This window comes from Sphingomonas trueperi (genome assembly GCF_040545965.1).
Classification (GTDB): Bacteria; Pseudomonadota; Alphaproteobacteria; order Sphingomonadales; family Sphingomonadaceae; genus Sphingomonas; species Sphingomonas trueperi_C.
On record NZ_JBEPMV010000007.1, the window covers coordinates 30,604 to 54,636 of the forward strand.

Below are 24,033 nucleotides of genomic sequence, written 5' to 3' on the forward strand. Positions count from 1 at the left end.
ACACCTCTAATCGACTCGGTCGATCCCCTTCCCGTGCATGCGATCAAAAGGATTTTACGTCCGTACCGCACGCCACCGCTTGCCATTGACACCGGTTTCCCATACCGATCGGGAAAAGGACGATCACAGGGAGGGGCGGCAGTGCAGCCGAATAGCGAGACTTCGCAGATAGCGCGCGCGTTCGTGGAAGCGCGTCGGACTGCCTCCCCGCTAGCCGCCTTCCCCGGCGCCATTCCGGCGGACCTGCCCGCGGCCTATGCCGTGCAGGACGCAGCCTTGGCGCTGGTGCCGAAACCCGTAGCCGGTTGGAAAGTCGGGCGAATCAATCCGCCCGTGGACGGCGTCGACCGACTGGCGGGCCCCATTTTCGCCGATCAGGTCGAGCGGCAAGACGGCATTGCGATGCCGATCTTCGCCGGCGGCTTCGGTGCGGCCGAAGCGGAGTTCCTGTTGCGCATCGGTCAGGCGCCCGATCCTGCGCAGCGCACCTTCAGCCTCGACGAGGCGCGCGCGTTGATCGACGCCGTCCATGTCGGCATCGAGATCGCCAGTTCGCCCTTTGCCGGCATCAACGATCACGGCCCGATGGTCACCATTTCGGACTTCGGCAACAATAACGGCCTGGTCGTCGGCGCGCCCATCGACGACTGGCGCGACATCGACCTCAATCGCTGGCCTGTCGCGCTGCACATCAATGGCGCCGAAATCGGCACCGGCATCGCCGCGGACATGCTCGACGGCCCCTTCGGCGCGGCGCGCTTCCTGTTCGAGCATCTGGCGGCGCGCGGCATCGCGATCACGCCGGGCCAATGGATTTCCACCGGTGCGGTCACCGGCGTCCACCCCGTCACGGTCGGCGACCGGGTGGAAGCGCGGTTCGACGGCCGGCTTTCGGTACACTGCACGATAATCGCACAATAGGCCCGCAAAGAGGCCCGGACACAGGAGAGAGGACCGATGGCTAGCAGGGAGGCGCCGGCGGTCGCGGCCGCGGCGGACAAGGTCGGGCGGTATCGCTGGGTGATCTGCGCGCTGCTGTTCGCGGCGACGGCGATCAACTATGTCGATCGCCAGATGATCGGCGTGCTGAAGTCGACCATCTCGGGCGAGCTCGGCTGGTCCGAAACCACCTATGCCGACGTCATCTTCTGGTTCCAGGCCGCCTATGCGATCGGCTACCTCACCTTCGGCAAGCTGGTCGACTGGGTCGGCGCGCGGATCGGCTATTCGGTCGCCTTCGTCATCTGGACGCTGGGGCACACGCTGTGCGGGTTCGTCGGCTCCGCCTTCCAGTTTTCGGTCGCGCGCTTCATCCTCGGCATCGGCGAGAGCGGCAATTTCCCCGCCGGCCTCAAGGCGGCGACCGAGTGGTTCCCGGCCCGCGAACGCGCGCTGGCCACCGGTATCTTCAACGCCGGCGCCAATGTAGGTGCGGTGGTGACGCCGCTGATCGTGCCCGCGATCACTATCGCCTTTGGGTGGCGCATGGCGTTCATCGTGACGGGTGTGGTGAGCCTGGTCTGGCTGGTCGCCTGGGTGGCGCTGTATCGCCGGCCGAAGGAGAGCAAAAAGCTCTCCGCCGCCGAGCTGGCCTATATCGAAAGCGACATGCCCGATCCGGTGCGCAAGATCGGCTGGGTCAAGCTGCTCGGCTATCGCGAGACATGGGCCTATGCGCTGGGCAAGTTCCTGATCGACCCGATCTGGTGGCTGTTCCTGTTCTGGACGCCCGACTTCCTCGCTAAAACCTATCATCTCGATCTGGTCAGCTTCGGGCCGCCGCTGATCGTGATCTACCTGATCTCGGACCTGGGCAGCGTCGCCGGCGGCTGGTCGTCGTCGCGACTGATGCAGCGGGGGTTTACCGCCAATGCCGCGCGCAAATGGACGATGCTGGCCTGCGCGATCCTGGTGACGCCGATCTTCTTCGCCCAATATGTCGACCATCTCTGGCTCGCCGTCGCCATCGTCGGGCTGGCGACCGCCGCGCACCAGGCCTTCTCGGCCAATCTTTACACCATCCCGTCGGACATGTTCCCGCGCGCCGCGGTTGGGTCGGTGGTCGGGATCGGCGGCACGGTGGGGGCGATCGGGGGGATGATGATGGCCAAGTTCACCGGCTATATCCTCGAGGCGACCGGCAGCTACACCATCATCTTCGCCGTGGCGGGCAGCGTCTATTTGCTCGCCGTGGCGGTGGTCCATCTGCTGAGCCCGCGCCTCGCCCGCGTCGACAGCATCTGAGCCGGTTGCAGGAGAGGATCGCCGCCATGCCCACTCGCCCCATCGCCTCCGTGCTCGCCCTCACGATCGGCTGCCTTTCGCTGCCCGCACAGGCGCAGACCGATCCCGCCGCCGGCCTGCTGTTCCGAGCGTCCGCCGATACGTCGCTCGATGCCGACGTCGCGCAGGGCGACCCCGCCCCCAATTTCCGCGCCCATGTCGACATCGTGCCCGACGGCGCGATCGGCGGTGCGGCACGCTGGGCGGACGACGGCTATGTCGCCTGGAAAGCGCCGGGCAACATGCGCGCGGCACGCGGCACGCTCGCCTTCTTCTGGCGTGCCCGCGAGCCGCTGGGCGAAGTGCCCTTCGTCATCTTCCGCGCCGGCTTTGCCGACCACACGAGCTGGGACATGGCCTTCCTGCGGATCGACTGGAACGGCCATGGCTTCGACGCCTTCGTCACGGACGCCAATCTCTCGCGGATCCGCGTCTCCTGGCGGATCGACCAGCTGCCTGATCCCGCCGCGTGGAAGCACATCGCCTTCGCGTGGGACGAGACGCAGGGCGTCCGGCTCTATGTCGACGGCCGCGAGGTCGCTCGGAAAGACCAGCGCGCCGATCTCGACTCCGGGCTTGACCAGTTCGGCCTTGCCGGCCGCGTCATGGCCCCGCACCAGGTGCAAAGCCGCTACAGCTTCATGCGCGGATCGGACGTGGACGAGATCCGCGTCTATGACCGGATGCTCTCCGCCGCCAATGTCGCGCGACTGGCAGCGAAGGCCGAGCCGGGCCCCCTCTCCACGCCGGATGCCGCGGCTGAGCATCAGGCCTGGCTCCACCGCTACGGTTGGGACATGGCGCTGCCGCCGGTGCTCGATGCGCCCGTCACGCGGGTGCGCAAGGTCGAGTTCGCAGACGCGAAGGACCTGAAGCAATGGATGTGGAAAGGCGTCGACGGCATTGCCGAGACGACCTGGCCCGGGGTCTACAACCGCTCGCGCCTGCCGGGCCGCGACGATTATTTCGAGCTGCCCGACTGGAACACCTATGTCGAGGGCGGCAAGCGCTATGACCTGACGGTGCCGGCAGGCGAGCGTTTCAACCGGGTCGAACTGCGCGGTGCCGCCTATGGCACGCTCAGCTGGAGCGGCGACGGCAAAGACCAGGTGCTGGCCAAGCGGCCGCAAGGCGTGGTGCGCAGCGTCGACCAGTTCGCGCCGCGCACCGGCGGCATCCTCCACTTCAACAACGTGATGCAGGAACAGCCGATCCAGGAACTCTGGGCCTATGACATCGGCGCGGGCGCCGAGCCCGAGGGCAGCTTCAAGCTGGACTACACCATCCGCGCAGACCTGGCGCCGACGCTTGCCGCACTGGCGCCGCTCAACGCCTTCATCGCCGGACGCTATGCCCCGGACGAACGTGCGACCGTCGTCGCGATGCCGACGGCGGGCGTGAAGGCGGCGGTGGGTGCCGGTGCTGCGGGCGGCGGCGGCAAGGTCGCGCGTCCGGCGGGCATGGCGCCGATCGTCCACATCCTCCTGCCCGCCAGCCTGGGCGACGCCCCGCCCGACCAGCCCGTCGCCCGCGCCTTCGACTATGGCTGGCAGAATATCCATGACGGGCTGGACGGCATCGCCATCGACCTGCCCGCGCTGCCCGGCACCCAGCCGGTCGCGCTCAACATCCGGGTGAAGGACCCGATCTGGCCCGGGCGCGACATGATCGACCTGTCGGTCACGCTTCGCCCCGGCGAGAAGCGCACGCTCTGGCTCAACCTGCGCGACCGCATCCTCTCGCAGGACAGCCTCTATCTTTCGATCGCCGCGTCCGATCCCGCTTTCTCGGCGGCGAGCCTCGACGGCACGCGCATCCGGCTAGTGTTCAAGCCGCGCGCCGACGCGCTGACGGAACATGTCGCGGACCGGCTCAACCAGGTGAAGGACAATTGGGCGTTCCTGGTCGAGGAGCACACCGCGTCGAAGCGGATGGCGCTCTACCGCCGCCTGTTCGCCGACATGACGGACCTGGTGCGCGTCGATCCCGACAGCAAGATGGCGCGCAGCTATTGGGCGGACATCAACTATCGCCCCGAGAACATGCCCGCCTTCACCCAGCCGGTCCCGCAGTCGGGCGAGCCGCTCTGGGCGTTCCGGCAGCTGGAGGATCTGCGCTATGTCCGCCGGTTCGTCGACTGGTGGATCGACAAGCGGCAGGTGCCCTATGGCGATTTCGGCGGCGGTATTTCCGACGACACCGACCTGACCCAGCAATGGCCGGGACTCGCGCTGATGGGTATCGAGCCCGACAAGATCAACGCCTCGCTGCGTGCGCTGTCCGACGCGGTCTATGCCAACAGCATGCGCACCCATGGGCTCGGCACCATCACCACCGACGAGTTGCATGCCTATGAGGAAGGGCTGAACTCGGATGCCGAGCGGCTCTACCTCAACTGGGGTGAGCCCAAGGCGGTCGAGCGGCTGATGGAGACGACGCGGGCGCTGCAGGGCGTGATCCTGAAGAACCCGGCGGGGCATTTGCACTTCGCCTCCAACTGGTATGGCGGGCGCAAGATGTACCGCGACCCGGCCTGGGCCTGGCAGAAGCCGTACAGCTTCACCGTGATGCACGCGCCGATCCTGATCGGGCTGTACAACGGCAATGCCCAGGCTCGCGGGCTGGTCACCGGCGTGATGGACGGGTGGCTGGCGCATGGCCGGCAGGATGCGAACGGCACCTGGAGCTTCCCCAACGAGATCAACTGGGGCACCGATGCCGAGCGCGTCGGGGACGGCGGCGGTATCACCACGCCGCTGCAGAGCGCGTGGAGCGCCTGGCGCTTCACCGGCGACGCGAAGTATCTCCGGCCGATCGAGGCGCGGATCGCCAAGAGCGGCGCCGCGACGCTCGCCGAGTTCAACGAAAATGCCTTCGCCGCGCTTCCCGGCGGCGCCAAGCTGCAAGCTGACATCGTCGCCGCGGCCAAGGCCGATCCCTTCTCGCTCTACGCGCGCTGGGACGCGACCGGCGACACCAAGGCGCTCGAACGGCTCCATGCCGAGGCGATCGCCGACAAGGCGCAGCACGAATATCTCTCTACCGAAGGCCATTGGTGGTCGGACCGGGTCGAGCAGCCCAACGAGATCCTGCAGCGCGAGCGGCTCGGCGGCATTGCGCTCCGCCGCAACCAGACTTGGCCGGGCAACAGCGTCTCCTGGCGCTTTGCCGAGGACGGTGCGGGCGAGCAGGTGGCGATCCTCGTACCGGGCGCGACGCCCGATCGCTTCCGGGTGCTCGCCTATAACCGCACCGATCGTCCGCAACGCGCGACGATGACCGCGTGGAACGTCACCGCCGGTAGCTGGACGATGCGACGCTCGACGAGCAACGACGGCAGCGCGACCCTGGCCGCGGACGGCGGGCCGGTTACGCTGTCGCTGGAACGCAGCGCGGGGACCGAGGTCGTCTTTGCGCCGCACACCACCACGATCTACGACTTCGCGCTGGCCACTCCGACGACGCCGGTGGAGCAGCGGCCGGATCTCGGCATCGGCATCGACGATGTGGTGCGAACGCCTAAGGGGTTCGCGGTGACGGTCCACAGCCTAGGGGCCCATCGAGCCGCGGGCGGCACCCTTTCGTTGCGCGCTGCCGACGGTACGGTGCTGGCAACGGCGCCGATCCCGCCACTCGATGCGCCCACGGACCTGCGGCCGCATATGACGGTCGTGCGGATCGCGGCGCCGAAGCAGCAGGCGGCAAGCGTCGAGGTCGCGCTGCCGGAGAACGCACCCGAGGTCACCCGCCTCAACAACCGCGTTGCGCTGACACCCGCCCGATGAGGGTCTCGCGGCGCCACCTGCTCGCAGGCGCCGGCGCGCTAGCGCTCGCACCCGTGCAGGCGAATGCGGCCAACGACGCCGACGTCCGCCACGCGCTGGACGAAGCGGCTGCGCTCCCGCCCGACCGCGCCCTGGCGCTGCTCGCCCCCCTCGCGGGAGGGAGCGCGTCGCTCGGCAGCGAACTCGACCTGCAGGCCGCCCGCGCGGGCCTGCGCATCGACCTCGCGCTGGCGCATGCGCCCGCAACGGGATCGCGGCGCTTCGAGCTTCAGGTGCAACGGATCACCGGGAACGATGCCGAGCTAAAGCGGGTGGAGCGAGACCTGCATGCCGCCCATCGCGCGCTGCTGGCACGCGCAACCGCCGCTTTCGATGGCCTCGGTTTTCCCGAAACTTCGGTCGGCACGCGTTTCGAGCGGCTCTGGCGCGACCCGCGCTATCTATTCCCCGACGATGCCGACGGCCGCGCGGCCGCCGTTGACGCGATGCGGGCGACGCTTGCCGCCATCCAGCCCCGCCTGTCGCGGCTGGTCGGCGCCCTGCCGCCGGAATGCCGCAACGTCGAGATCCGCGCGCTGACCGCCGAGGAGATCGCCGCCGGCAAGGGCGGGTACCGCATCCTCCCGAACGCAGCCTCGCGAGGCGCCTATGTCGTGGACCTGAAGGAGATTCGCCGCAGGCCGAGCTTCTCGCTCCCGAGCGTCGTCGCGCACGAGTTGCTGCCGGGCCATATGGCGCAGCTGCCGCAGGAGGCCCGCGCCCAGCCGCATCCGCTGCGGCTACGCTATGCGACCGCCTTTACGGAAGGCTGGGGCAGCTATGCCGAGATGCTGATGGCCGAGGACGGGCTTTTCGCCGAGCCGCACGCGCTGCTGGGCCATCTCCACTGGATGCTCTTCCGCATCTGCCGTGGCTTCGCCGACATTGCCCTGCATGTGCGCGGTGCGAGTATCGATCAGGCGCTGGCCGAGATGCAGGCGGCGATGGGGGAGCCGGTCTATTTCGCGCCCTTCGCGACGGACATGGCCCGGATCGCGCAGGAGCCCGCCATCCGCGCCGCCGAGGCTTGGCTGCCGCTCCGCCTGCGCACCCTGCGTCCGCGCGATCGACGCGGCTGGCCGCGTTTCCACGGCGCGCTGCTCCGAACCGGCCGCCGCAGAACCGAGCAATGTCGCTGATCGGCGAGTGCTTGCTGCCCTAGACGCCTTCTCCAGCCAGGCCGCCGATGTCCCGGAGGAAATCACGATGCGGCTGCGCCAGCGACATCGCGCGGCCGATCGCCTCGCGCATGCGGGCAAAGGCACCCTCCAGTTCGCCATCGGTGAAGTGGTCGGCGAGGGGATCATATCGGTCCGGCAGCAGGTCGAACCCGGCATACATGGACAGCCAGCTGGGATCGCGGAAGGATTCCCACTCGTAGCGGGCGAACACGCCGCGGCTGCGGAACAGCGCGACCTTGTAGGCAAGCTCCTCGGGCAGTGCGAGGCTGCGGCAGGCGTCCCATAGCGGCTCGCCTACCCGGCCGTTCGCCCAATAATGGAGCAGCAGGAAGTCGCGGACCCGCGCATATTCGAGCGCCGTGATGCGGTTGAACTCGTCCGCCAGTTCGGGCGCGAAGCCGCGATCGGGCATCAGATTGCCGAGCCGCTCCACCCCCGACTGGATGAGCGTGAGGCTGGTCGATTCCAGCGGCTCGAGGAACCCCGCCGACAGACCAAGCGCGATGACGTTCTTCTCCCAGACGCGTGCGCGGTGGCCGGTGGTGAAGCGCAGGAAGTTCGGCTCCGCGAGCGCCTGCCCTTCCAGCCCCCCGCGCAGCACTGCCTGCGCCTCGTCGTCGGAGAGGTGGGCGCTGGCATAGACATAGCCGTTGCCCACGCGGTGCTGGAGCGGAATGCGCCATTGCCATCCCGCCGCCAGCGCCGTGCTGCGGGTATAGGGCGTGAAGGCGTCGCCATGGGTGCAGGGCATCGCCACCGCGCGGTCGCACGGCAGCAAATGGCTCCAGTCGACATAGGGCACGCCGAGCGTTCCGCCGAGCAGCAGGCTGCGGAAGCCGGTGCAGTCGAGGAACAGGTCCGCTTCGATGCGGCTGCCGTCCTGCAGCGTCACGCCGGTGAGGAAGCCGCTCTCGCCGTCCTGTTCGACGGCTGCGACCGTGCCCTCGACGTGCCGGACGCCCCGCCCCGTCGCGACGCGCGCGAGGAAGCGGGCGAACAGCCCCGCGTCGAAATGCACCGCCCAGTCGAAGATGCCGAGGTCGTTGGGCGGGTTCTCGGCCGGCGGCATCACCAGCCCGCGCAGCGCCATCTGGGTCGCGAGGCAATAGTCGGCGAGCGGCGTCTGGTCGCCGCCGGCGCGACGCTTCAGCCAGTAATGGTGGAACCCCACGCCGCGCGACGCGATGCCGTACAGCCCGAAGGGATGGAAGAAGCTGTCGCCGGGCCGCGCCCAGTCGCGGAATTCGATCCCGAGCTTGGCGGTTCCCTTCGCCTCGCGCAGCACCTCCGCCTCGCTTACGCCGATCGCGCGGAAATAGTCCCGGATCGCCGGCACCGTCGCCTCGCCGACCCCGACGGTGCGGATGTCGGGGCTTTCCAGCAGGGTGATGGTGACCGGCTGGCGATCGAGCAGCCGCTCGAGCAGGGCGGCCGCCATCCACCCGGCGGTGCCGCCGCCGACGATCAGGATGGAGCGGATGGGTTGTCCGGCTGCGCGCATGTCCTGTTCCTAGGGCCGAGCCGTAATCGGCGGAAGCACTCGGGAAATGCGGCGCCCCGGCCCGACTGGAGCCGGGGCGCCGGGGAACGGCCTCAGAACTTGGCGCGAACGCCGGCCATGAAGCGGCGCTCGTAGATATTGTTGTACGCGCGCTCGTCCGGGTAGACGATATAGTATTTCTCGTATTCGCCGGTCAGGTTTTGGCCCTGACCGTAAATCGTCACGTTCGGCGTAATGTCGTAGCTGATTGACGCGTCGACATAGTTGGTCGGCGCCTGGTACAGTTCCGACCCCGTCAGGCCGTTGACGAAGTTGGACTGGACGGCGCGCTTGGAGCGGTAGTTCCACGCAACGCGCGCCTGGATACCGTGCGCCTGGTAATAGAGCGCGGCATTGGCCTGGTATTTGGAGTTATCCTGGAACGGGATGTCCTGTCCGGCCAGATCCTTGTCGCCCGTGCTGGAGGGCGAATAGGTGAAGTTCAGATCGTAGCCGAAGTCGCGCGCGAAGGTCGGCATGAAGCCGATGTCGCCCAGCGACTGTTTCCACGACGCCTCGATGCCCTTCAGCGTGCCGCCACCGCCCTGCACCAGCGTGTTGATCGGCACGGTGCGGTTGCGCACCACGCCGTCATTGTCGGGCAAGTCGCTGCGATAGATGATGCCGTTCTGGATGAAGCTCTGCACGTCGATGTAGAAGGCGGCGAGGCTGAGCATCGAGGCGCGGCCGATATAATATTCCACCGATGCATCGAGATTGTCCGCGCGCCACGGATCGAGCTGCGGGTTGCCCGCCTGGCTGCCGCCGGTGACGCGGAACAGCCCGGTCGAGGTGTCAATCGCATAGCCCGGGGTCAGGCCGCCGCCCCACTGGTCGAGATTCAGCAGCGTCATCGTCCGCGCATAGGCCAGGCGCAGACGCAGCTTGGGCGTGAAGTCGAACGCCAGGTTGAACGCCGGCAGGAAGTCGGTGAAATTGCGCTGCGTGCGCAGATCGCCGCCGTCTTGGTTCGACAGGCCATAGGGCAGCGGGCCGCCGACGACATTCTGGCGGATGTCGAGCTTGGTGTTGATCACGCGCAGGCCGCCATTGCCGCGCACGGTGATACCACCCAGTTCCAGCTCCTTGAAGTTCAGCTGGAAATAGCCGGACAACTGCTTGATGCCGACATCGTAGGAAGCGCCCGGGTTCAGGTGCTCCTGCTCGTTCGGGTAGAAGCCGTTCTGGAACGCTGCGGCATTGTCCATCGTGTGTGGATCGAGGACATAGACCGCTGGCAGACCGCTGCCCGGCAGGTTGTACGGCTTGACCTGGCCGTTGAACACCGGGTCGGTCGCCTTGCGCGTCAGGCCCGCGGTGTAGAAGCCCGCGCCGTCACCCGCCGAGCAGGTGGAGTCCTTGACCGAGACGTCGAACGCCTTCCACTTGACCAGGCAGCCGGCGGCATTGCTTGCGCCCTGGCCCGCATAGACCGGCGCGACGCGCTCGAACTGGTAGTTGTCGACCGAGCGATCGCTGTAGCGGACACCGCCGGTGATGTTGAACCGGTCGCTCACATCATATTCGGCGTCGAAGCGGCCGACCTTCAGATCCGCGCGGCGACGGTAATTGTCTTCCGACGACATCGTCTTCAGCGCATAATTGGCGGCATTGCCGAGCAGCGAGGTCAGCTGGGTCGGCAGCGTGAAGCTGGGCTCGTCGCCGGTATAGTCGACGGTCGCGCGCAGCGAATTGAGGCCGGCCAGCGTGTTCACCGTATAGCCGCCGGGGTTGAAGGCCCGGTCGCCGCCCAGCGCCGCCGGGTAGTGGCCAATGCCGCCCGGCTGCCACTGGATGCCGTTGCTCACGCTGAACTGAAGGTAGCTCTGGTCCTGGTTCTGCGTCGCCTTGCCGTAGAGGCCGCGCAGCGTCGCCCGGAACTTGCCACCGTTATCGAACTTCAGCTCGGCATTGTAGTTCTGCGATTCCGACTTCCACTTATAAGTTTCGGAATAGGAATCGAAGTTGCCGAGGTCGTACTGGTACACCTGGGTGGTGTTGACGTGATAGCCGCCCGACGTCGCTCCGGTATCCTGCGACTTGAGGGGCACGAACTCCGCCGCCTGCCAGTTGACGTTCTGCATCTGGATGCCGGCGGTGCGGTTATACTGGGTCTGCTGGGTGTAGAATCCGTCGGCGGTGAAGCTGAGCGCGTCGTTGAGCTTGGCCTGGAACGAGCCGTTTACGCCCAGGCGCTGGCGCTGGGTGATGCGGTTCCACGCGGTGAAGCCCTGCGGCACGATGAACGTGTCGTTGGCATCGCCGTCGCCGTTGACGTCGATCCCGCCGGCCACCGGCGTGCCGCGCGGGCGCGTCGTTGCGGTGCAGCCCGGTGCCTGGGGCGAGAAGCCGCCGCAGCTCGTGGCATCGGCCAGCCCCTCGTTGTGGAGCGCGGCGCCGTACCCTTCCTGGATGCCGTTGTGCGAATTGGACAGATTGAGGTCCGAATAGGCGGCGGAGACGATGAAGCCGACGCGATCGTTCTGCCAGCCGACCAGTCCGTTGACGTTCGGGTCCCAGCTTTTGGTCTTGTCGCCGTACGAGCCTTCGGCCGTCGCCGCGAGGGTCAGGCCGCGCTTCAGGTCGAACGGGCGGCGGGTACGCAGGTTTACCGTGCCGGTGATGCCCGCGTTGAGCAGGTCCGCCGTGGTCGACTTAATCACGTCCGCGCCGGAGAAGAGCTGCGACGGGATGTCGTTGAAATTGGGCTGGATCGTGGTGATCGAATTGGCGCCGAGATAGGCTTCGCCGTTGAGCAGCGTCGTGACCTGCGGCAGCCCGCGAATGTTGATCGCGGCGCCCTCGCCCGCGTCACGGCGAATCTGCACGCCGGTGATGCGCTGAAGCGAGTCGGAGATGGTCACGTCGGGCAGCTTGCCGATGTCCTCTGCCGAGATCGCATCGACCACCGACGCGGCGTCGCGCTTCACTTCGATGGCACGCGCCTGAGACGCGCGGATGCCGGTGACGACAATCTCGTTGTCCTGACCGGCAGCGCTGTCAGCTGCCGGCGCGCTTTCCTGCGCGAAGGCGACACCACTGGTGGCCATGCAGAGAACGGAGACTGCGCAAAGCAGATTGCTGCGGTGGCGATGGAAGGACTGCACCATGTCTCAAACTCCCAGAGAAGGGGAGGCAGCCTTGGTTGCGCCTTGTCCAGGTGCGCATCCTCTCCCTCCCGCACTAGCGACTTTTGTCGTCCGACGAGCATGTAGAGATCAAAGCGCTCCTATCGTCAACTTAAATATATCAACTTTTCTTTTTGATGCGTTGAAGATGAAATCTGCAGCAACAGCGTCTGTTTTCGCGAGAAACCGACCAGAGGCTGCAGCGGAGTTGTAGTGCACGCCCCCCTATCCTGATGCGGCCGGCGAGAGCCCGACGGCGGACGCGAACATCTGAGATATTCTGCGATGGCCGCCTGCACATCGACGTTGGTCGTTTCGAGGGAACCAACCTATCGCTGCCCAGTTTGACAATATGCTGTCAAATAAGGTGCTGGTGGAATGTCGAGCGAGGATACGGATGTTCGAGAGCTTGCGCTGGCGGTCTTTGCGACCAGCGGCAGGCTGATCGGTACCGGAAATGAACTGGTCGCCCCGCTCGGGCTGACCAGTGCCTGGTGGCAAGTCCTGGGCGCCCTGCGTTACTCGCCCGTGCCACTGCCGACCGTTTCAATTGCCCGAAACATGGGGCTCACGCGGCAGGCGGTGCAGCGTATCGTCGATTTGCTGGCCGAGCGCGGCATGGTTACGTTCCAGGACAATCCGCAGCACCGCCGCGCCAAGCTCGTCGTGCTCACCGAAGCGGGGTTGGCGGCGGTGACCGGCGCCGAGCAGGCGGTCGCCCCGCTCGACAAGGAAATCGCTGACCGGATTGGCCGCGCCCGCATCCGCGACGCGATCCAGACGCTCGACGCGATGAACATCATCCTCGCGGAATGGCTTGATCGCGCCGCCCCCGCCGCTCTTCCCGACTCCCACGCGTAAAAGGAAATCCGTCATGATCCTGGTATCAGGTGCCACTGGTGGCATCGGTGGTGAAGTGTGCCGCCTGCTCAAGAATGCCGGAACGCCGTTCCGCGCCCTGTGCCGCAAGCAGGAGCAGGTTGAAGGCTTGGCAAAGAAGGGCATCGATGCCGTGCGCGGCGATTTCGATCAGCGGGAAACGCTCGCGGCGGCGATGCAGGGCATCGACACGATGTTCCTGATCACGCCCCCCACCCAGCAGCAGGTGGCGCAGGAGACCGCCGCGATCGATGCCGCCAAGGATGCGGGTGTCAGCCGGATCGTCAAGATCTCCGCCTCCGACGGCAATGTCCGCTCGCCGGTGCCCTGGGCGAAGGCGCATGCCCTCATCGACCACCACCTTCGCGCCTCGGGGATCGGCTGGACGATCCTCAAGCCCACCGCTTTCATGCAGAACTTCCTGTGGTTCAAGGATCCGATTGCCAAGGGGTTCCTGCCACAGGTCGCCGGCAGAGGATCGGTCTCCTGGGTCGATACGCGCGACGTCGCGCGCGTGGCGGCCGCCGTGCTGACCGAGGACAGGCATGAAGGCGCGACCTATTTCCTCACCGGGCCGGAGACGCTGGACATGAAGGAAGCTGCCGCCCGCCTGTCGAAGGTGCTGGGGCACAAGGTCCGCTATCTCGACCTACCCTCTCCGCTCTTCTGGGGTCTGCTGCGCCTGACCGGCAATTCGGGTTGGACGGCGAAGGGGTTGGTCGTGCAGTTCGCCGACGTCGTCGCGGGGCATCATGACATCGATCCTACCTTCGAGATCGAGCGCCTGACGGGCAGGCCGCCGCACGACTTCACCGATTTCATCCTCCACCACCGGGCCCAATTTTCCCGGTAGCCGCCCCGCCCGATCGTGCGTTGTCGCGCGATACCCTGCCACGCTGCGCACCTATGGAGACATACCATGCCGTCGACCAACGCCTCCCTCGCGGGTCATGCCGCGATCGTCACCGGTGCGAGCTCCGGCATCGGCCTCGCTGTTGCCGAGGCGGTGGCGGCGGCCGGTGCCGCCGTGGTGGTGAACTATCATGCCCAAGCCGAACCTGCGGAGGAACTCGCCCGGCGGATCACCGCCCAGGGCGGACGCGCAATCGCGGTGCAGGCCGATGTGTCGGAAGAGGCGGAGGTGATCCGCCTGTTCGACGAAGCCGCCGCCGCGTTCGGCCGCATCGACCTGCTCGTCTCCAACTCCGGCGTGCAGAAGGATGCCGCCGTCGCCGAGATGACACTCGAGGACTGGAACACCGTCATCGGCATCAACCTCACCGGCCAGTTCCTCTGCGCGCGCGAGGCGGTGAAGCGCTTCCGCGTACAGCCGGAGCAGGAGCGCCCTGCCCGTAGCGCCGGCGTCATCGTTGCGATGAGCTCGGTACACGAGATCATCCCTTGGGCGGGGCACATCAACTATGCCTCGGCCAAGGGCGGCGTGCGAATGCTGACCCGCTCGCTCGCGCAGGAAGTCGCCGCCGACGGCATCCGGGTGAACGCCGTCGCACCGGGCGCCATCCGTACGCCGATCAACAAGGAAGCATGGGACAGCGAGGAAGCGCTCGAAAAGCTCCTTCGGCTGATCCCCTATGGCCGCATCGGCGAGCCCGAGGATGTCGCACGCGCGGTCGTCTGGCTCGCCTCGGACGAAGCCGACTATGTGACCGGCACCACCCTGTTCGTCGACGGCGGCATGTCGCTCTACCCGGAATTCCGCGACAATGGCTGAGCCTCGCCGGCCGATCGGCGAGCACGGCATTATCGGCGATCTGGAGACGGCAGCGCTGGTCGCGCGCGACGGCACGATCGACTATCTGTGCTGGCCGTCGCTCGACAGCCCGACGATCTTCGCGGATCTGCTCGACGGCGAGCGCGGCGGCGCGTTCCGGATTGCGCCGCTACTGGACCAGCCGCGCCACCTCCAGCTCTACCTCCCCGACACCAATGTGCTGCTGACGCGCTGGATGACGGAGCAGGGCAGCGCCGAAGTCGTCGACCTGATGCCTCAGCCCGAAGCGCGCCGCCGGGCCGGACGCGAGACGCGCTCCCTGATCCGCCGGGTGACGGTGACCAGCGGCACCGTGACCTTCGCGATGCGCTGCACGCCGCGCTTCGATTATGCGCGCGAGGTACCGAACGTCGCCGACATGGAAGGCGGCATGCGCTTTTCGGGGCGGGATCTCTCGCTCTGCCTCTTCGCTTCCGTGCCGCTAGAGCGCCAGCAGGGCGAGGCGCGCACGCAATTCACCTTGCGCAAGGGTGAGAGCGCCTGGTTCGTCCTTGGCGACGACGGGATGCCGCGGCCCGACGACGATGCTGTCCTTGCGCAGATCGAGGCGAGCACCCAGGAGTGGCGTTCCTGGCTGGGCAAATCGACCTACAAAGGCCGGTGGCGCGAACAGGTGCTGCGCTCGGCGTTGACGCTGAAGCTGCTGACCTCCGCCCGCCATGGCTCGATCGCCGCCGCCGCGACCTTCTCGCTGCCCGAGGCGGAGGGCGGCGAACGCAACTGGGACTATCGCGCGACTTGGATCCGCGATGCGTCCTTCACCGTCTACGCCTTTCTCCGACTGGGATTCACCGAAGAGGCAGAGCATTTCTATCGATGGGTCGGCGGGCGCATCATGGCTTCTGGTGGCCGGAACCCGCTGCAGATACTCTACGCGCTGGACGGGAGCGTTCCCGGCGAGGAACGCGAACTGGCGCATCTGGACGGCTATGCGGATAGCCGCCCGGTGCGGATCGGCAACGCCGCGAGCGCACAGACGCAGCTCGACATCTTCGGCGAGCTCCTCGACAGCGCCTATCTTGCCAACAAGTACGGGCCGGCCATCCCCCACGAAGGCTGGCGGCATGTATGCGGGCTCGTCGATCATGTGATCGATCACTGGCAAGAGCCGGACGCCGGCATTTGGGAAATGCGGTCCGAACCACGCCACTTTCTCCACTCGCGCGTGATGTGCTGGGTCGCCCTCGATCGCGCCATCCGCCTCGCCAGGAAGCGCTCGCTCCCCGCCCCGCTCGTCGCCTGGACGGAGACCCGCGACGCCATCGTCGAGGACGTCTGGACGAACTTCCGCCACCCCGAGCATGGCTATTTCGTCCAGGAACGCGTCGGCACCGCGCTCGACGCGGCGCTGCTGATGCTGCCGCTGGTGCGCTTCGTGTCCTCGACCGATCCGGTCTGGCTCAAGACCCTCGACGCCATCGGCGCGCAGCTCTGCGACGACGGGCTGGTCTATCGGTATCGCGGCGATGATGGCCTGACCGGAAACGAAGGCGCCTTCACCACCTGCACCTTCTGGTATGCGGAGTGCCTCGCACGCGCGGGTCGGCTCGACGATGCGCAGCAGGTCCTGGCGAAGGGAATCGCATATGCCAACCATCTCGGCCTGTTCGCCGAAGAAACCGACGCGCGCGGCCTGCCGCTCGGCAATTTCCCCCAGGCGTTGACCCACCTCGCCTTTATCAGCGCCGCCTATTTTCTCGATCGGCAACTCGATCCGTCCTACCGACCGACGTGGCAGCCCTGACCGCCTGCCTAGCGCCGAGATGGACGACGGTCCGTGGACGATCGCCTCTAATTACAGCGCCTCGCCATCCTTCCGGCTCCAGGCGATCAGCGCCTGTAAAATCGTGGCGGTTTCCGCCGGGTCTCGCACGCGGACGCTGTCGATGCCCGCGGCCCGCACCGGATCGTCATTGCCGCCCGGATAGATCGCGTCGCCGAAGAACAGGATCGCTTCCCTCGGGACCGCTGCATAGTCGACGAGGCGATCGATGGCATATGCCTTGTCGACCCCTTCGCGGGTGATGTCGAGCGAGGTCGTTCCGCCGATCCGGATCGAGAAGCCCGGCAATTGCGCCGCGAGCTTGCCTTGGAGCGCGGATCGCCTGGCCTGATCGGGGTCCCAGCGCTTCTTCGCGTCGACAGGCGCTTCCTGCCCGAGCGCCGAGAAGGTGATCTGGGTACCGCGATCCTCAATCTGGGGGCCCCAAAGCCGCTCCGGTTGCAGTCCCGAATCGGCGACGACACGCTCCAACGCCGTCACGATCTGGGCGCGCTCGGCAGGAGTGAAGGAGTCGGCGTAGATCTGCCGCCAACCGCCGTCGGCAAAGCGGTACAGCTTGGCGCCGGTGGTCGGCATGATGAACAGCCGTTCCAGCTTTGTACCTTCCGGCAAGCGCGCGACGACCTGCACTTGGAACTGCTTCCAGTCCCCGCCGGAGATCACGGCCACCATCGCGATGTCGAGCAGGGCCTTCAGGCAGCCGGCCATGGGCGCCTCGAGCGGCTGCTTGCTCTCGGCAAGCGTTCCGTCGAGATCAAAGGCGACCAACTGCTTCACGCCGCGCGCCCTTGCGAGAAGGCCGGTGTCAAAGCAGCTTGTCCAGGGTGATCGGCAGGTCCCGAACGCGCCTGCCCGTCGCATTGTAGATCGCGTTCGCCACCGCGGCCGCCACGCCGGTGATGCCAATCTCGCCGACGCCGTGTGCCCCCATCGGGGTATGGGGATCGGGAATGTCCGTCCAGATGACGTCGATTTCCGGCACGTCGAGGTGCACCGGCACATGATATTCCGCCAGGCTGGGGTTCATGATGCGGCCGCTCCGCTCGTCGAACTGGGTCTCTTCCATCAGCGCCATGCCAAGCCCCATGATGATGCCGCCGCGGAACTGGCTGGCGGCGGTCTTCGGATTGAGGATGCGGCCACAATCGAACGAGCCCAGGAAGCGCCGCACGCGGGTCTCGCCGGTAACGGTGTTGACGGCCACCTCGCAGAACAGGGCGCTATGCGAATGCATCGACCAATGCATCGTCTCCAGCGGCATCGATCCCGCCTTGGTGACGGTAATGGCGTCCCGCTGCGCCCGCGTGAGGATAGAGGCGTAGCGCTCGCGCCGGGCGGGATCGGCCAGCGCGGCAAGTGCGCCATCGTCGCAACCGACCTCCTGCGCCGACAGGCCCGCAAGGGGCGAGTCATTGCCGGCCAGCTTGAGCAGCTCGCCGACCAGCTCGCCATGCGCGGCGATCACCGCCGCGCCGATCGCCGCGGTCTGCTGCGAACCGCCTGCCATGATCGCGCCGGGAATAGTGGAATCACCGTACGCGACTTCGACCTGCTCGATGGCGAGGCCGAGCCGCTCGGCCGCCACCATCGCGGTGGTGGTGGCCGTCCCCATGCCCATCTCGGCGGCGGCGACCTCCACCTTGGCGCGCACATCCTCGCCGTCGCGCGACAGGGTGATCCGGGCCTCGGCGCCCGGCATTCGGTAGTAGGGATAGGTGCCGGTCGCGCAGCCAAGGCCGATGCGCCACTCGCCCTGCTGGCGCGTACCCGGCGCAGGACGATCCGCCCAGCCGAAGCGATCGGCGCCGCTGCGCCACGCCTCGGCGATGTGGCGCGAGGAAAAGGGCCGGCCGTTGACCGGATCTTTCTCCGGCTCGTTGCGCAGGCGCAGTTCGACAGGGTCGATGCCGAGCTGCTCGGCGAGCTCGTCGATCGCCGATTCGAGCGCGAAGGTGCCCACCGCCTCGCCCGGCGCGCGCATGAAGGTGTTGGCGAGCGTATGCATCCGCGTGACCTCCACCTTCAGCAGGATGTTGGGCGACGCATAGGCGGCCTGGCTGCCGAGGATGAACGGCTCGGGCATGTTGTTGTGCGGCGTCATCACCGAGAGGCCGGTGTGGATCAGCGCCTCCAGCGTTCCGTCGGCACGGGCGCCGAGCGCCACCCGCTGCTCGGTCAGGGACCGACCGCCGACCACGCGGTAGACGCCCTCGCGGGACAGCGCGATGCGGACGGGGCGACCGGAGAGCCGCGCCGCGGCGGCGCCGATGATCTGGTGGTCCCACAGTCCCTTGCTGCCGAAGCCGCCGCCGACATAGGGCGAGGTGAGCCGCACCTGCTCGGTCTCGAGTCCGAACACGTCCGCCAGCGTCTGCGCCTGCTGCGTCACCATCTGGCTGGCATCGTGAATGGTCAGCGTGTCGCCGTTCCACGCCATGGTGGCTGCGTGCGGCTCGATCGGATTGTGGTTGTGCCGGGGCGTGCGATAGATCTGGTCGATCTTGTGCGGTGCTGCTGCGAAGGCGGCCTCGGCATCACCGACCTCGTTCAACAGCGGATGGCCCATGAAGATACCCTGCTCGATCCCTTTCGCCTTGGCGTCGGCAAGCGAGGTCGTCGCTGCCTCCACCTCGTAGGTGATCTGCAGCAAGGTGGCGGCGTGATCGGCCTGCTCCTGCGTTTCGGCGAGGACGCAGGCGATCGGCTGCCCGTTCCAATGGATGCGATCGTCCTGCAGCACCGGCAGGTCCGCGGGGCCGACACCTGTAGGCGACGAGCCAAATGCGGGCGGCGTCGCCATGCGCGGTGCGTTCCGGTGCGTCATCACCAGCACCACGCCGGGCGCCGCCTCCGCCGCAGCGCTGTCGATCGCGGCGATGCGGCCGCGCGCGATGGTGGCGTAGGCGAGCGCGGCATAGAGCATGTTCTCGAAGCGATACTCTGCCGAAAACGCCGCGGTTCCCGTCACCTTGAGGGCACCATCCAGACGCGATACCGGCGTGCCGATGGTGCCGTGTTTGCGGGCGATCAGCGGATCGGGCACCCCGCCGGGAATCCAGCTGTCAGGTGCAAGCGGCACCAGCCGCTCCATTGCGCTTTGCACCAGACCCTGTGCGACCTGCTTGGCGTTGTCGACGATGCTCACGCCGCTTCTCCCGTTGCCAGCGCCTGCAGCACGGCTGCCAGCGTGCGTCCGGCAAGTGCCGGCTTGAACGCGTTGTCGCGAAGCGGCTCGGCGTCCTGGAATTCCAGCGCCGCCGCGTCCAAAAAGGCCTGCTGCGTTGCGCGTGCCCCGCGCAGCGCCGCTTCTGCTTTGAGCGCGCGCCAAGGCTTGTGGGCGACGCCGCCGAAGGCGATCCGTACGTCCGATACGCGATCCCCTTCCAGCTTCAGCGCCGCTGCGACCGAGACCAGGGCGAAGGCATAGCTCGCCCGGTCCCGAACCTTCCGATAGGTCGAGGTCGCCCCGAAGGCGAGCGGCGGAAGTTCGACGACCTGAATCAAGTCGCCCTGTGCCAAGGTCGTATCCCGGTCGGGTGCGTCGCCGGGGAGACGATGCAGATCACCGAACGCGATGCTGCGCGGCCCCGCAGGCCCCGTCACGTGCACGACGGCGTCCAGCGCGGCTAGCGCCACACACATGTCCGACGGGTGCGTCGCCACGCAAGCTTCCGACGCGCCCAGCACCGCATGGATCCGGTTGAACCCCTCGCGTGCGTCGCAGCCCGATCCGGGTAGCCGCTTGTTGCAGCGGGATCCGTCGGTGTCATAGAAATAGGTACAGCGGGTCCGCTGCAGCAAATTGCCGCCCACGGTCGCCATGTTGCGGATCTGCGCCGATGCGCCGGCCAGGATCGCTCGCGCCAGCATCGGGTAGCGTGTCCGAACCACGCGATGCTCGGCGAGCGCCGTGTTGCGAACGGCGGCGCCGATCAGCAGGCCGCCACCTTCGGTTTCCTCGATTGTCGCGGGAAGCGCGCTCACATCTACCAGTGTTTCGGGACGCGCGACCGTCTCGCGCAAAAGATCCACGAGATTGGTTCCGCCGCCGAGAAAGGCGGCGCCGGCCGCCGCCCCCAGGCGTACGGCCTCGGGCGCATCGGCTGCTCGAAGATAGGTCAAGGGCGTCATGCCGGGGTCTCCGCCGCAAGGGTGGCACGGATCGCATCGATGATCCCGTTATGCGCGCCACAGCGGCACAGGTTGCCGCTCATGCGCTCCTGGATTTCCTCACGGGTCAGCGTCACCTCGGCGGCGAGATCGGCCGTCACATGGCTGGGCACGCCCCGCCCCGCCTCCGCCGCCATGCCCATCGCCGAACAGATCTGCCCCGGCGTGCAATAGCCGCACTGGAATCCGTCATGCTCAATGAACGCGACCTGCAACGGATGGAGGGCGTCCGCGCCCGCCAGTCCCTCGATCGTGGTCACCTCGCGGCCATCCACCTGCACCGCCAGCGTCAGGCAGGCGAGAACGCGCTCGCCATCCACCAGCACCGTGCACGCACCGCATGCTCCTTGATTGCAGCCCTTCTTGGTGCCGGTGAGGTGCAGGTCCTCGCGCAGCAGGTCGAGTAACGACGTGCGAGCATCGGCGGGTGCCGACACCTTCGCTCCGTTCACGATGAGCGACATCCCGATCCTCCGGTGAAGAGCCCTTACAGAGCGGTAACGACAAGCGCGACGATTGGTGCCGTGACGCAATTCGCCAACGCGCCGGGAAGGCGAAGGTCAACCGTCGCGCAAGCGGATCCAGGTGGGTGCATGATCGCTGGCCTTTTCCCAGCCGCGCACCTGGCGGTCCACCCCCGCCTCGGCCAACCGGCCGGCGAGCACGGGGCTCAGCAGCAAATGGTCGATGCGCAACCCGGCGTTCCGCGCAAAGGCATTCCGGAAATAGTCCCAGAAGGTGTAGATGGTGGCGTCCGGATGCAGGCTGCGCACGGCATCGGTCCATCCCTGTGCCAGCAATCGGGCATAGAGCGCCCGCACCTCCGGGGCGAACAGCGCGTCGTCCAGCCAGCGCTCCGGCTTGTAGACGTCCTGCTCGGAAGGCATCACGTTGAAGTCGCCGGCAAGCACCACCGGCAGCCCACTCTCCAAAAGCGTGGCGGCGTGCGCGATCAGGCGCTCGAACCAGGCGAGCTTGTAGTCGAATTTCGGGCCGGGCCTGGGATTGCCGTTGGGCAGGTACAGCCCACCGACAAGGACCCCGTTCACCGCCGCTTCGATATAACGGCTCTGCGACGGGTCCGGATCGTCCGGCAGCCCGCGTCGCGTTTCGTGGATCTCGCCTACCCGGCTGAGCAGCGCGACGCCGTTCCAGCTTTTCTGGCCGTGCCACAGCGCGTCGTAGCCGAGGTCGCGGATCGGCGCTTCGGGGAATTTCCCCTGCGGTGCCTTCAGCTCCTGCAGGCACACGATATCCGGTGCCTCTTCCTCCAGCCAACGCAGCAGCACCGGCAGACGGCCATTCACGCCGTTAACATTGAAGGTTGCGATCTTCATCGGCGTTTCGCTCCGCGCTCATTGCCGGCATGGGGAACGAACGCGGTTCGAATTCGATCAGAGGGTCAAGAATACGCCGCGATGGAGCAGGATGATGCGACCGGTGATCGGAACCGCCGGCTGGGCGATCCCCGCAGCAGACCGGCCCGGCTTCCCCACCGAGGGCAGCGCGTTGCAACGCTATGCGACGCGCCTGACCGGGGTGGAGATCAACTCCTCCTTCTATCGCCCGCACCGGCGAACGACCTGGCAGCGTTGGGCCGATAGCGTGCCGGACGGCTTCCGCTTCGCCGCCAAGATGCCCAAGGCCATCAGCCATGCGCAGCGGCTCGCAGATGTGGATGCGCTGCTCGATCAGTTTCTCGAGCAGGTCGGCGGCTTGGCCGACAAGCTGGCGGTGCTGCTCCTCCAGCTGCCGCCGAGCTTTGCGTTCGACGCGGGCCTGTTTTCCGCATTCTGCGCCGCACTGTCGACGCGTACTGCCGTCCCGGTCGCTTGCGAGCCGCGCCACGCGAGCTGGTTTACGCCCGAGGCCGACGCACTGCTTGCCGGCCTGGGCGTCGCACGCGTCGCCGCCGATCCGGCGAGGGTTCCCGAAGCAGCCACACCGGGCGGCTGGCGCGGCCTGTCCTATTGGCGGCTGCACGGCTCTCCGGTGATGTATCGGTCGGCGTATGGCGAAGCGCGTCTGCGGGACGTGGCGACGGCACTCCCCCTACACGGCGCACCCGAGCAGGGGACGTGGTGCATCTTCGACAACACCGCCTCCTCCGCCGCGATGGGCGATGCGCTGCAGCTTTCAAAGCTGCTTGAAGCGGCAGCTTAGACCCGCCCTCCACCGGCTGAACCTGGCGGAGCGCCGCGCGTTCGATCTGGCACCACCGTCCAAGGGAGCATCATGGCCACGCCCGATCTGTCGCCGATGGAGGCCAAATTGGTCGCAGCGCTGCCGGAAGAGCCCGGGTGGCAATTCGAGCCCAAATGGGACGGCTTTCGCGCGCTGGTGTTCCGCCGCGGTGATGCGGTCGAGATCTTGTCCAAGTCGGGCAAGCCGCTGGACCGGTATTTCCCAGAGATCGTCGCGACCATCGCAGCCGTGGACTGCCCGGATTTTGTCCTGGACGGCGAACTCCTCCTGCCGGTCGGCGACGTGCTGTCGTTCGATGCACTCCAGGCGCGCCTCCACCCCGCGCCAAGCCGCATCCGGCGCCTGTCGCAGGAGACGCCGGCACAGCTGATGCTGTTCGATTGCCTCGCCATCGACGACGAGTTGCTGTTTTGCGCGCCGCTGCACGAACGACGTGCTGCGCTGGAAGGCTTCCACCAAGCCCATGGCGGCCCGTCGCTGTTGCTGTCGCACCGCACGCAGGATCTGGATATCGCGCGCACCTGGCTTGCGCAGGGCGGCGGTGCACTGGACGGCGTCGTCGCCAAGCGGCTCGACGAACCCTATCGCCCGGGCGAGCGTGCGATGCTGAAGGTGAAGCAGCACCGCACCGCCGATTGCGTGGTCGGCGGCTTCCGTCATACCCAGGAGGGGGACGGCATCGCATCGCTGTTGCTGGGCCTTTATGACGATGCGGGGCTGCTCCACCATGTCGGCTTCACTTCGGCTATCGCTGCGGCCGAGCGGCGGGCGCTCCTGCGCAAGTTGGGACCGCTGATCGCGCCGCCGGGCTTTACCGGCAAGGCGCCGGGCGGGCCCAGCCGGTGGAACAACGGCGCCGGAAGCGAATGGGTGCCGCTGCGATCCGAACTGGTGGTCGAAGTGCTGTACGACCAGGTGACCGGCGACCGCTTCCGCCACGGCACCAAGCTGCTGCGCTGGCGGCCCGACAAGGCGCCGGCACAGTGCGGGATGGAGCAACTGGTCCACGAGGTCCGCCCGGCGGAAGTGTCGACCCTGTCTGAACCGGCAGCATGACGCACGGCGAACCAACATGTGCGATGGATGGGCTTACCTGCTACGCAACAAAAGGCGTGCGCTCTTGACGTCGCGTTCCTTGCCGGTCTGACCACCGTGCCCGTTGCAAGTTGCAGCGCGGGAGCCGCCGCCCGCGCCCGCAACGCGCTGGCGGTGCGGGTGGTCGGCCATCAATCCATGTACGACCGTAGC

17 protein-coding genes are annotated in these 24,033 nt (G+C 67.2%); 10 read left to right on the forward strand and 7 right to left on the reverse strand.

Features of this window, described 5'->3' with window-relative positions:
- Nucleotides 1-141: 141 nt before the first annotated feature.
- The 4 genes from ABIC35_RS18095 to ABIC35_RS18110 are packed head-to-tail and all read left to right on the forward strand — an operon-like array spanning nt 142 to nt 7,246.
- Nucleotides 142-921: a 2-keto-4-pentenoate hydratase gene (locus ABIC35_RS18095; protein ID WP_121076258.1), complete on the forward strand. Its 780-nt coding sequence runs from the start codon at nt 142-144 to the stop codon at nt 919-921.
- Nucleotides 922-957: 36 nt separating this feature from the next.
- The gene (locus ABIC35_RS18100; RefSeq protein WP_121076256.1) at nt 958-2,244 is read left to right on the forward strand and encodes an MFS transporter; all 1,287 of its coding nucleotides are present in this window, start codon (nt 958-960) and stop codon (nt 2,242-2,244) included.
- A gap of 26 nt (nt 2,245-2,270) precedes the next feature.
- The gene (locus tag ABIC35_RS18105) at nt 2,271-6,068 is read left to right on the forward strand and encodes a LamG-like jellyroll fold domain-containing protein (protein WP_121076253.1); all 3,798 of its coding nucleotides are present in this window, start codon (nt 2,271-2,273) and stop codon (nt 6,066-6,068) included.
- Nucleotides 6,065-7,246 (forward strand): DUF885 family protein, encoded by a 1,182-nt coding sequence (locus tag ABIC35_RS18110; RefSeq protein WP_121076251.1) that lies wholly within the window; start codon nt 6,065-6,067, stop codon nt 7,244-7,246. Before ABIC35_RS18105 ends, ABIC35_RS18110 begins: the two co-directional genes overlap by 4 nt.
- Before the next feature lie 19 nt (nt 7,247-7,265).
- Here ABIC35_RS18110 and ABIC35_RS18115 read toward each other — a convergent pair whose 3' ends face one another.
- Both ABIC35_RS18115 and ABIC35_RS18120 read right to left on the reverse strand, forming a co-directional pair.
- Nucleotides 7,266-8,789, reverse strand: coding sequence for a tryptophan halogenase family protein (locus ABIC35_RS18115; protein ID WP_121076249.1), 1,524 nt, complete (start codon nt 8,787-8,789; stop codon nt 7,266-7,268).
- 92 nt (nt 8,790-8,881) lie between these two features.
- Nucleotides 8,882-11,938: a TonB-dependent receptor gene (locus ABIC35_RS18120; RefSeq protein WP_121076245.1), complete on the reverse strand. Its 3,057-nt coding sequence runs from the start codon at nt 11,936-11,938 to the stop codon at nt 8,882-8,884.
- A gap of 396 nt (nt 11,939-12,334) precedes the next feature.
- Between ABIC35_RS18120 and ABIC35_RS18125 the strand changes: the two genes are divergently transcribed.
- The 4 genes from ABIC35_RS18125 (at nt 12,335) to ABIC35_RS18140 (ending at nt 16,371) form a co-directional block, all read left to right on the forward strand.
- On the forward strand, nt 12,335-12,817 hold the full coding sequence (locus tag ABIC35_RS18125; protein WP_121076242.1) for a MarR family winged helix-turn-helix transcriptional regulator: 483 nt from the start codon (nt 12,335-12,337) through the stop codon (nt 12,815-12,817).
- Between the two features lie 13 nt (nt 12,818-12,830).
- Nucleotides 12,831-13,688, forward strand: a complete 858-nt coding sequence (locus ABIC35_RS18130) for an SDR family oxidoreductase (protein ID WP_121076240.1) — start codon at nt 12,831-12,833, stop codon at nt 13,686-13,688.
- A 66-nt stretch (nt 13,689-13,754) separates the two neighbouring features.
- Nucleotides 13,755-14,567 (forward strand): glucose 1-dehydrogenase, encoded by an 813-nt coding sequence (locus ABIC35_RS18135; protein ID WP_121076237.1) that lies wholly within the window; start codon nt 13,755-13,757, stop codon nt 14,565-14,567.
- Nucleotides 14,560-16,371, forward strand: coding sequence for a glycoside hydrolase family 15 protein (locus tag ABIC35_RS18140; protein ID WP_121076234.1), 1,812 nt, complete (start codon nt 14,560-14,562; stop codon nt 16,369-16,371). The genes ABIC35_RS18135 and ABIC35_RS18140 overlap by 8 nt, the downstream gene beginning before the upstream one ends.
- 51 nt (nt 16,372-16,422) lie before the next feature.
- Here the strand turns inward: ABIC35_RS18140 and ABIC35_RS18145 are convergent, their stop codons facing one another.
- The 5 genes from ABIC35_RS18145 to xth form a co-directional block, all read right to left on the reverse strand.
- Nucleotides 16,423-17,187, reverse strand: a complete 765-nt coding sequence (locus tag ABIC35_RS18145; RefSeq protein WP_121076231.1) for an HAD-IIB family hydrolase — start codon at nt 17,185-17,187, stop codon at nt 16,423-16,425.
- A gap of 28 nt (nt 17,188-17,215) precedes the next feature.
- Nucleotides 17,216-19,555 (reverse strand): xanthine dehydrogenase family protein molybdopterin-binding subunit, encoded by a 2,340-nt coding sequence (locus ABIC35_RS18150; RefSeq protein ID WP_121076228.1) that lies wholly within the window; start codon nt 19,553-19,555, stop codon nt 17,216-17,218.
- On the reverse strand, nt 19,552-20,541 hold the full coding sequence (locus ABIC35_RS18155; protein WP_121076225.1) for an FAD binding domain-containing protein: 990 nt from the start codon (nt 20,539-20,541) through the stop codon (nt 19,552-19,554). The genes ABIC35_RS18150 and ABIC35_RS18155 overlap by 4 nt, the downstream gene beginning before the upstream one ends.
- Nucleotides 20,538-21,044: a 2Fe-2S iron-sulfur cluster-binding protein gene (locus tag ABIC35_RS18160; protein WP_121076222.1), complete on the reverse strand. Its 507-nt coding sequence runs from the start codon at nt 21,042-21,044 to the stop codon at nt 20,538-20,540. The genes ABIC35_RS18155 and ABIC35_RS18160 overlap by 4 nt, the downstream gene beginning before the upstream one ends.
- A 96-nt stretch (nt 21,045-21,140) precedes the next feature.
- Nucleotides 21,141-21,917, reverse strand: a complete 777-nt coding sequence (xth, locus tag ABIC35_RS18165; protein WP_121076219.1) for an exodeoxyribonuclease III — start codon at nt 21,915-21,917, stop codon at nt 21,141-21,143.
- Between the two features lie 91 nt (nt 21,918-22,008).
- Here xth and ABIC35_RS18170 point away from each other — a divergent pair, with 91 nt between their 5' ends.
- Nucleotides 22,009-22,743: a DUF72 domain-containing protein gene (locus tag ABIC35_RS18170; protein ID WP_354278545.1), complete on the forward strand. Its 735-nt coding sequence runs from the start codon at nt 22,009-22,011 to the stop codon at nt 22,741-22,743.
- A 72-nt stretch (nt 22,744-22,815) separates the two neighbouring features.
- On the forward strand, nt 22,816-23,841 hold the full coding sequence (locus tag ABIC35_RS18175; RefSeq protein ID WP_121076216.1) for an ATP-dependent DNA ligase: 1,026 nt from the start codon (nt 22,816-22,818) through the stop codon (nt 23,839-23,841).
- Nucleotides 23,842-24,033 lie beyond the last annotated feature (192 nt).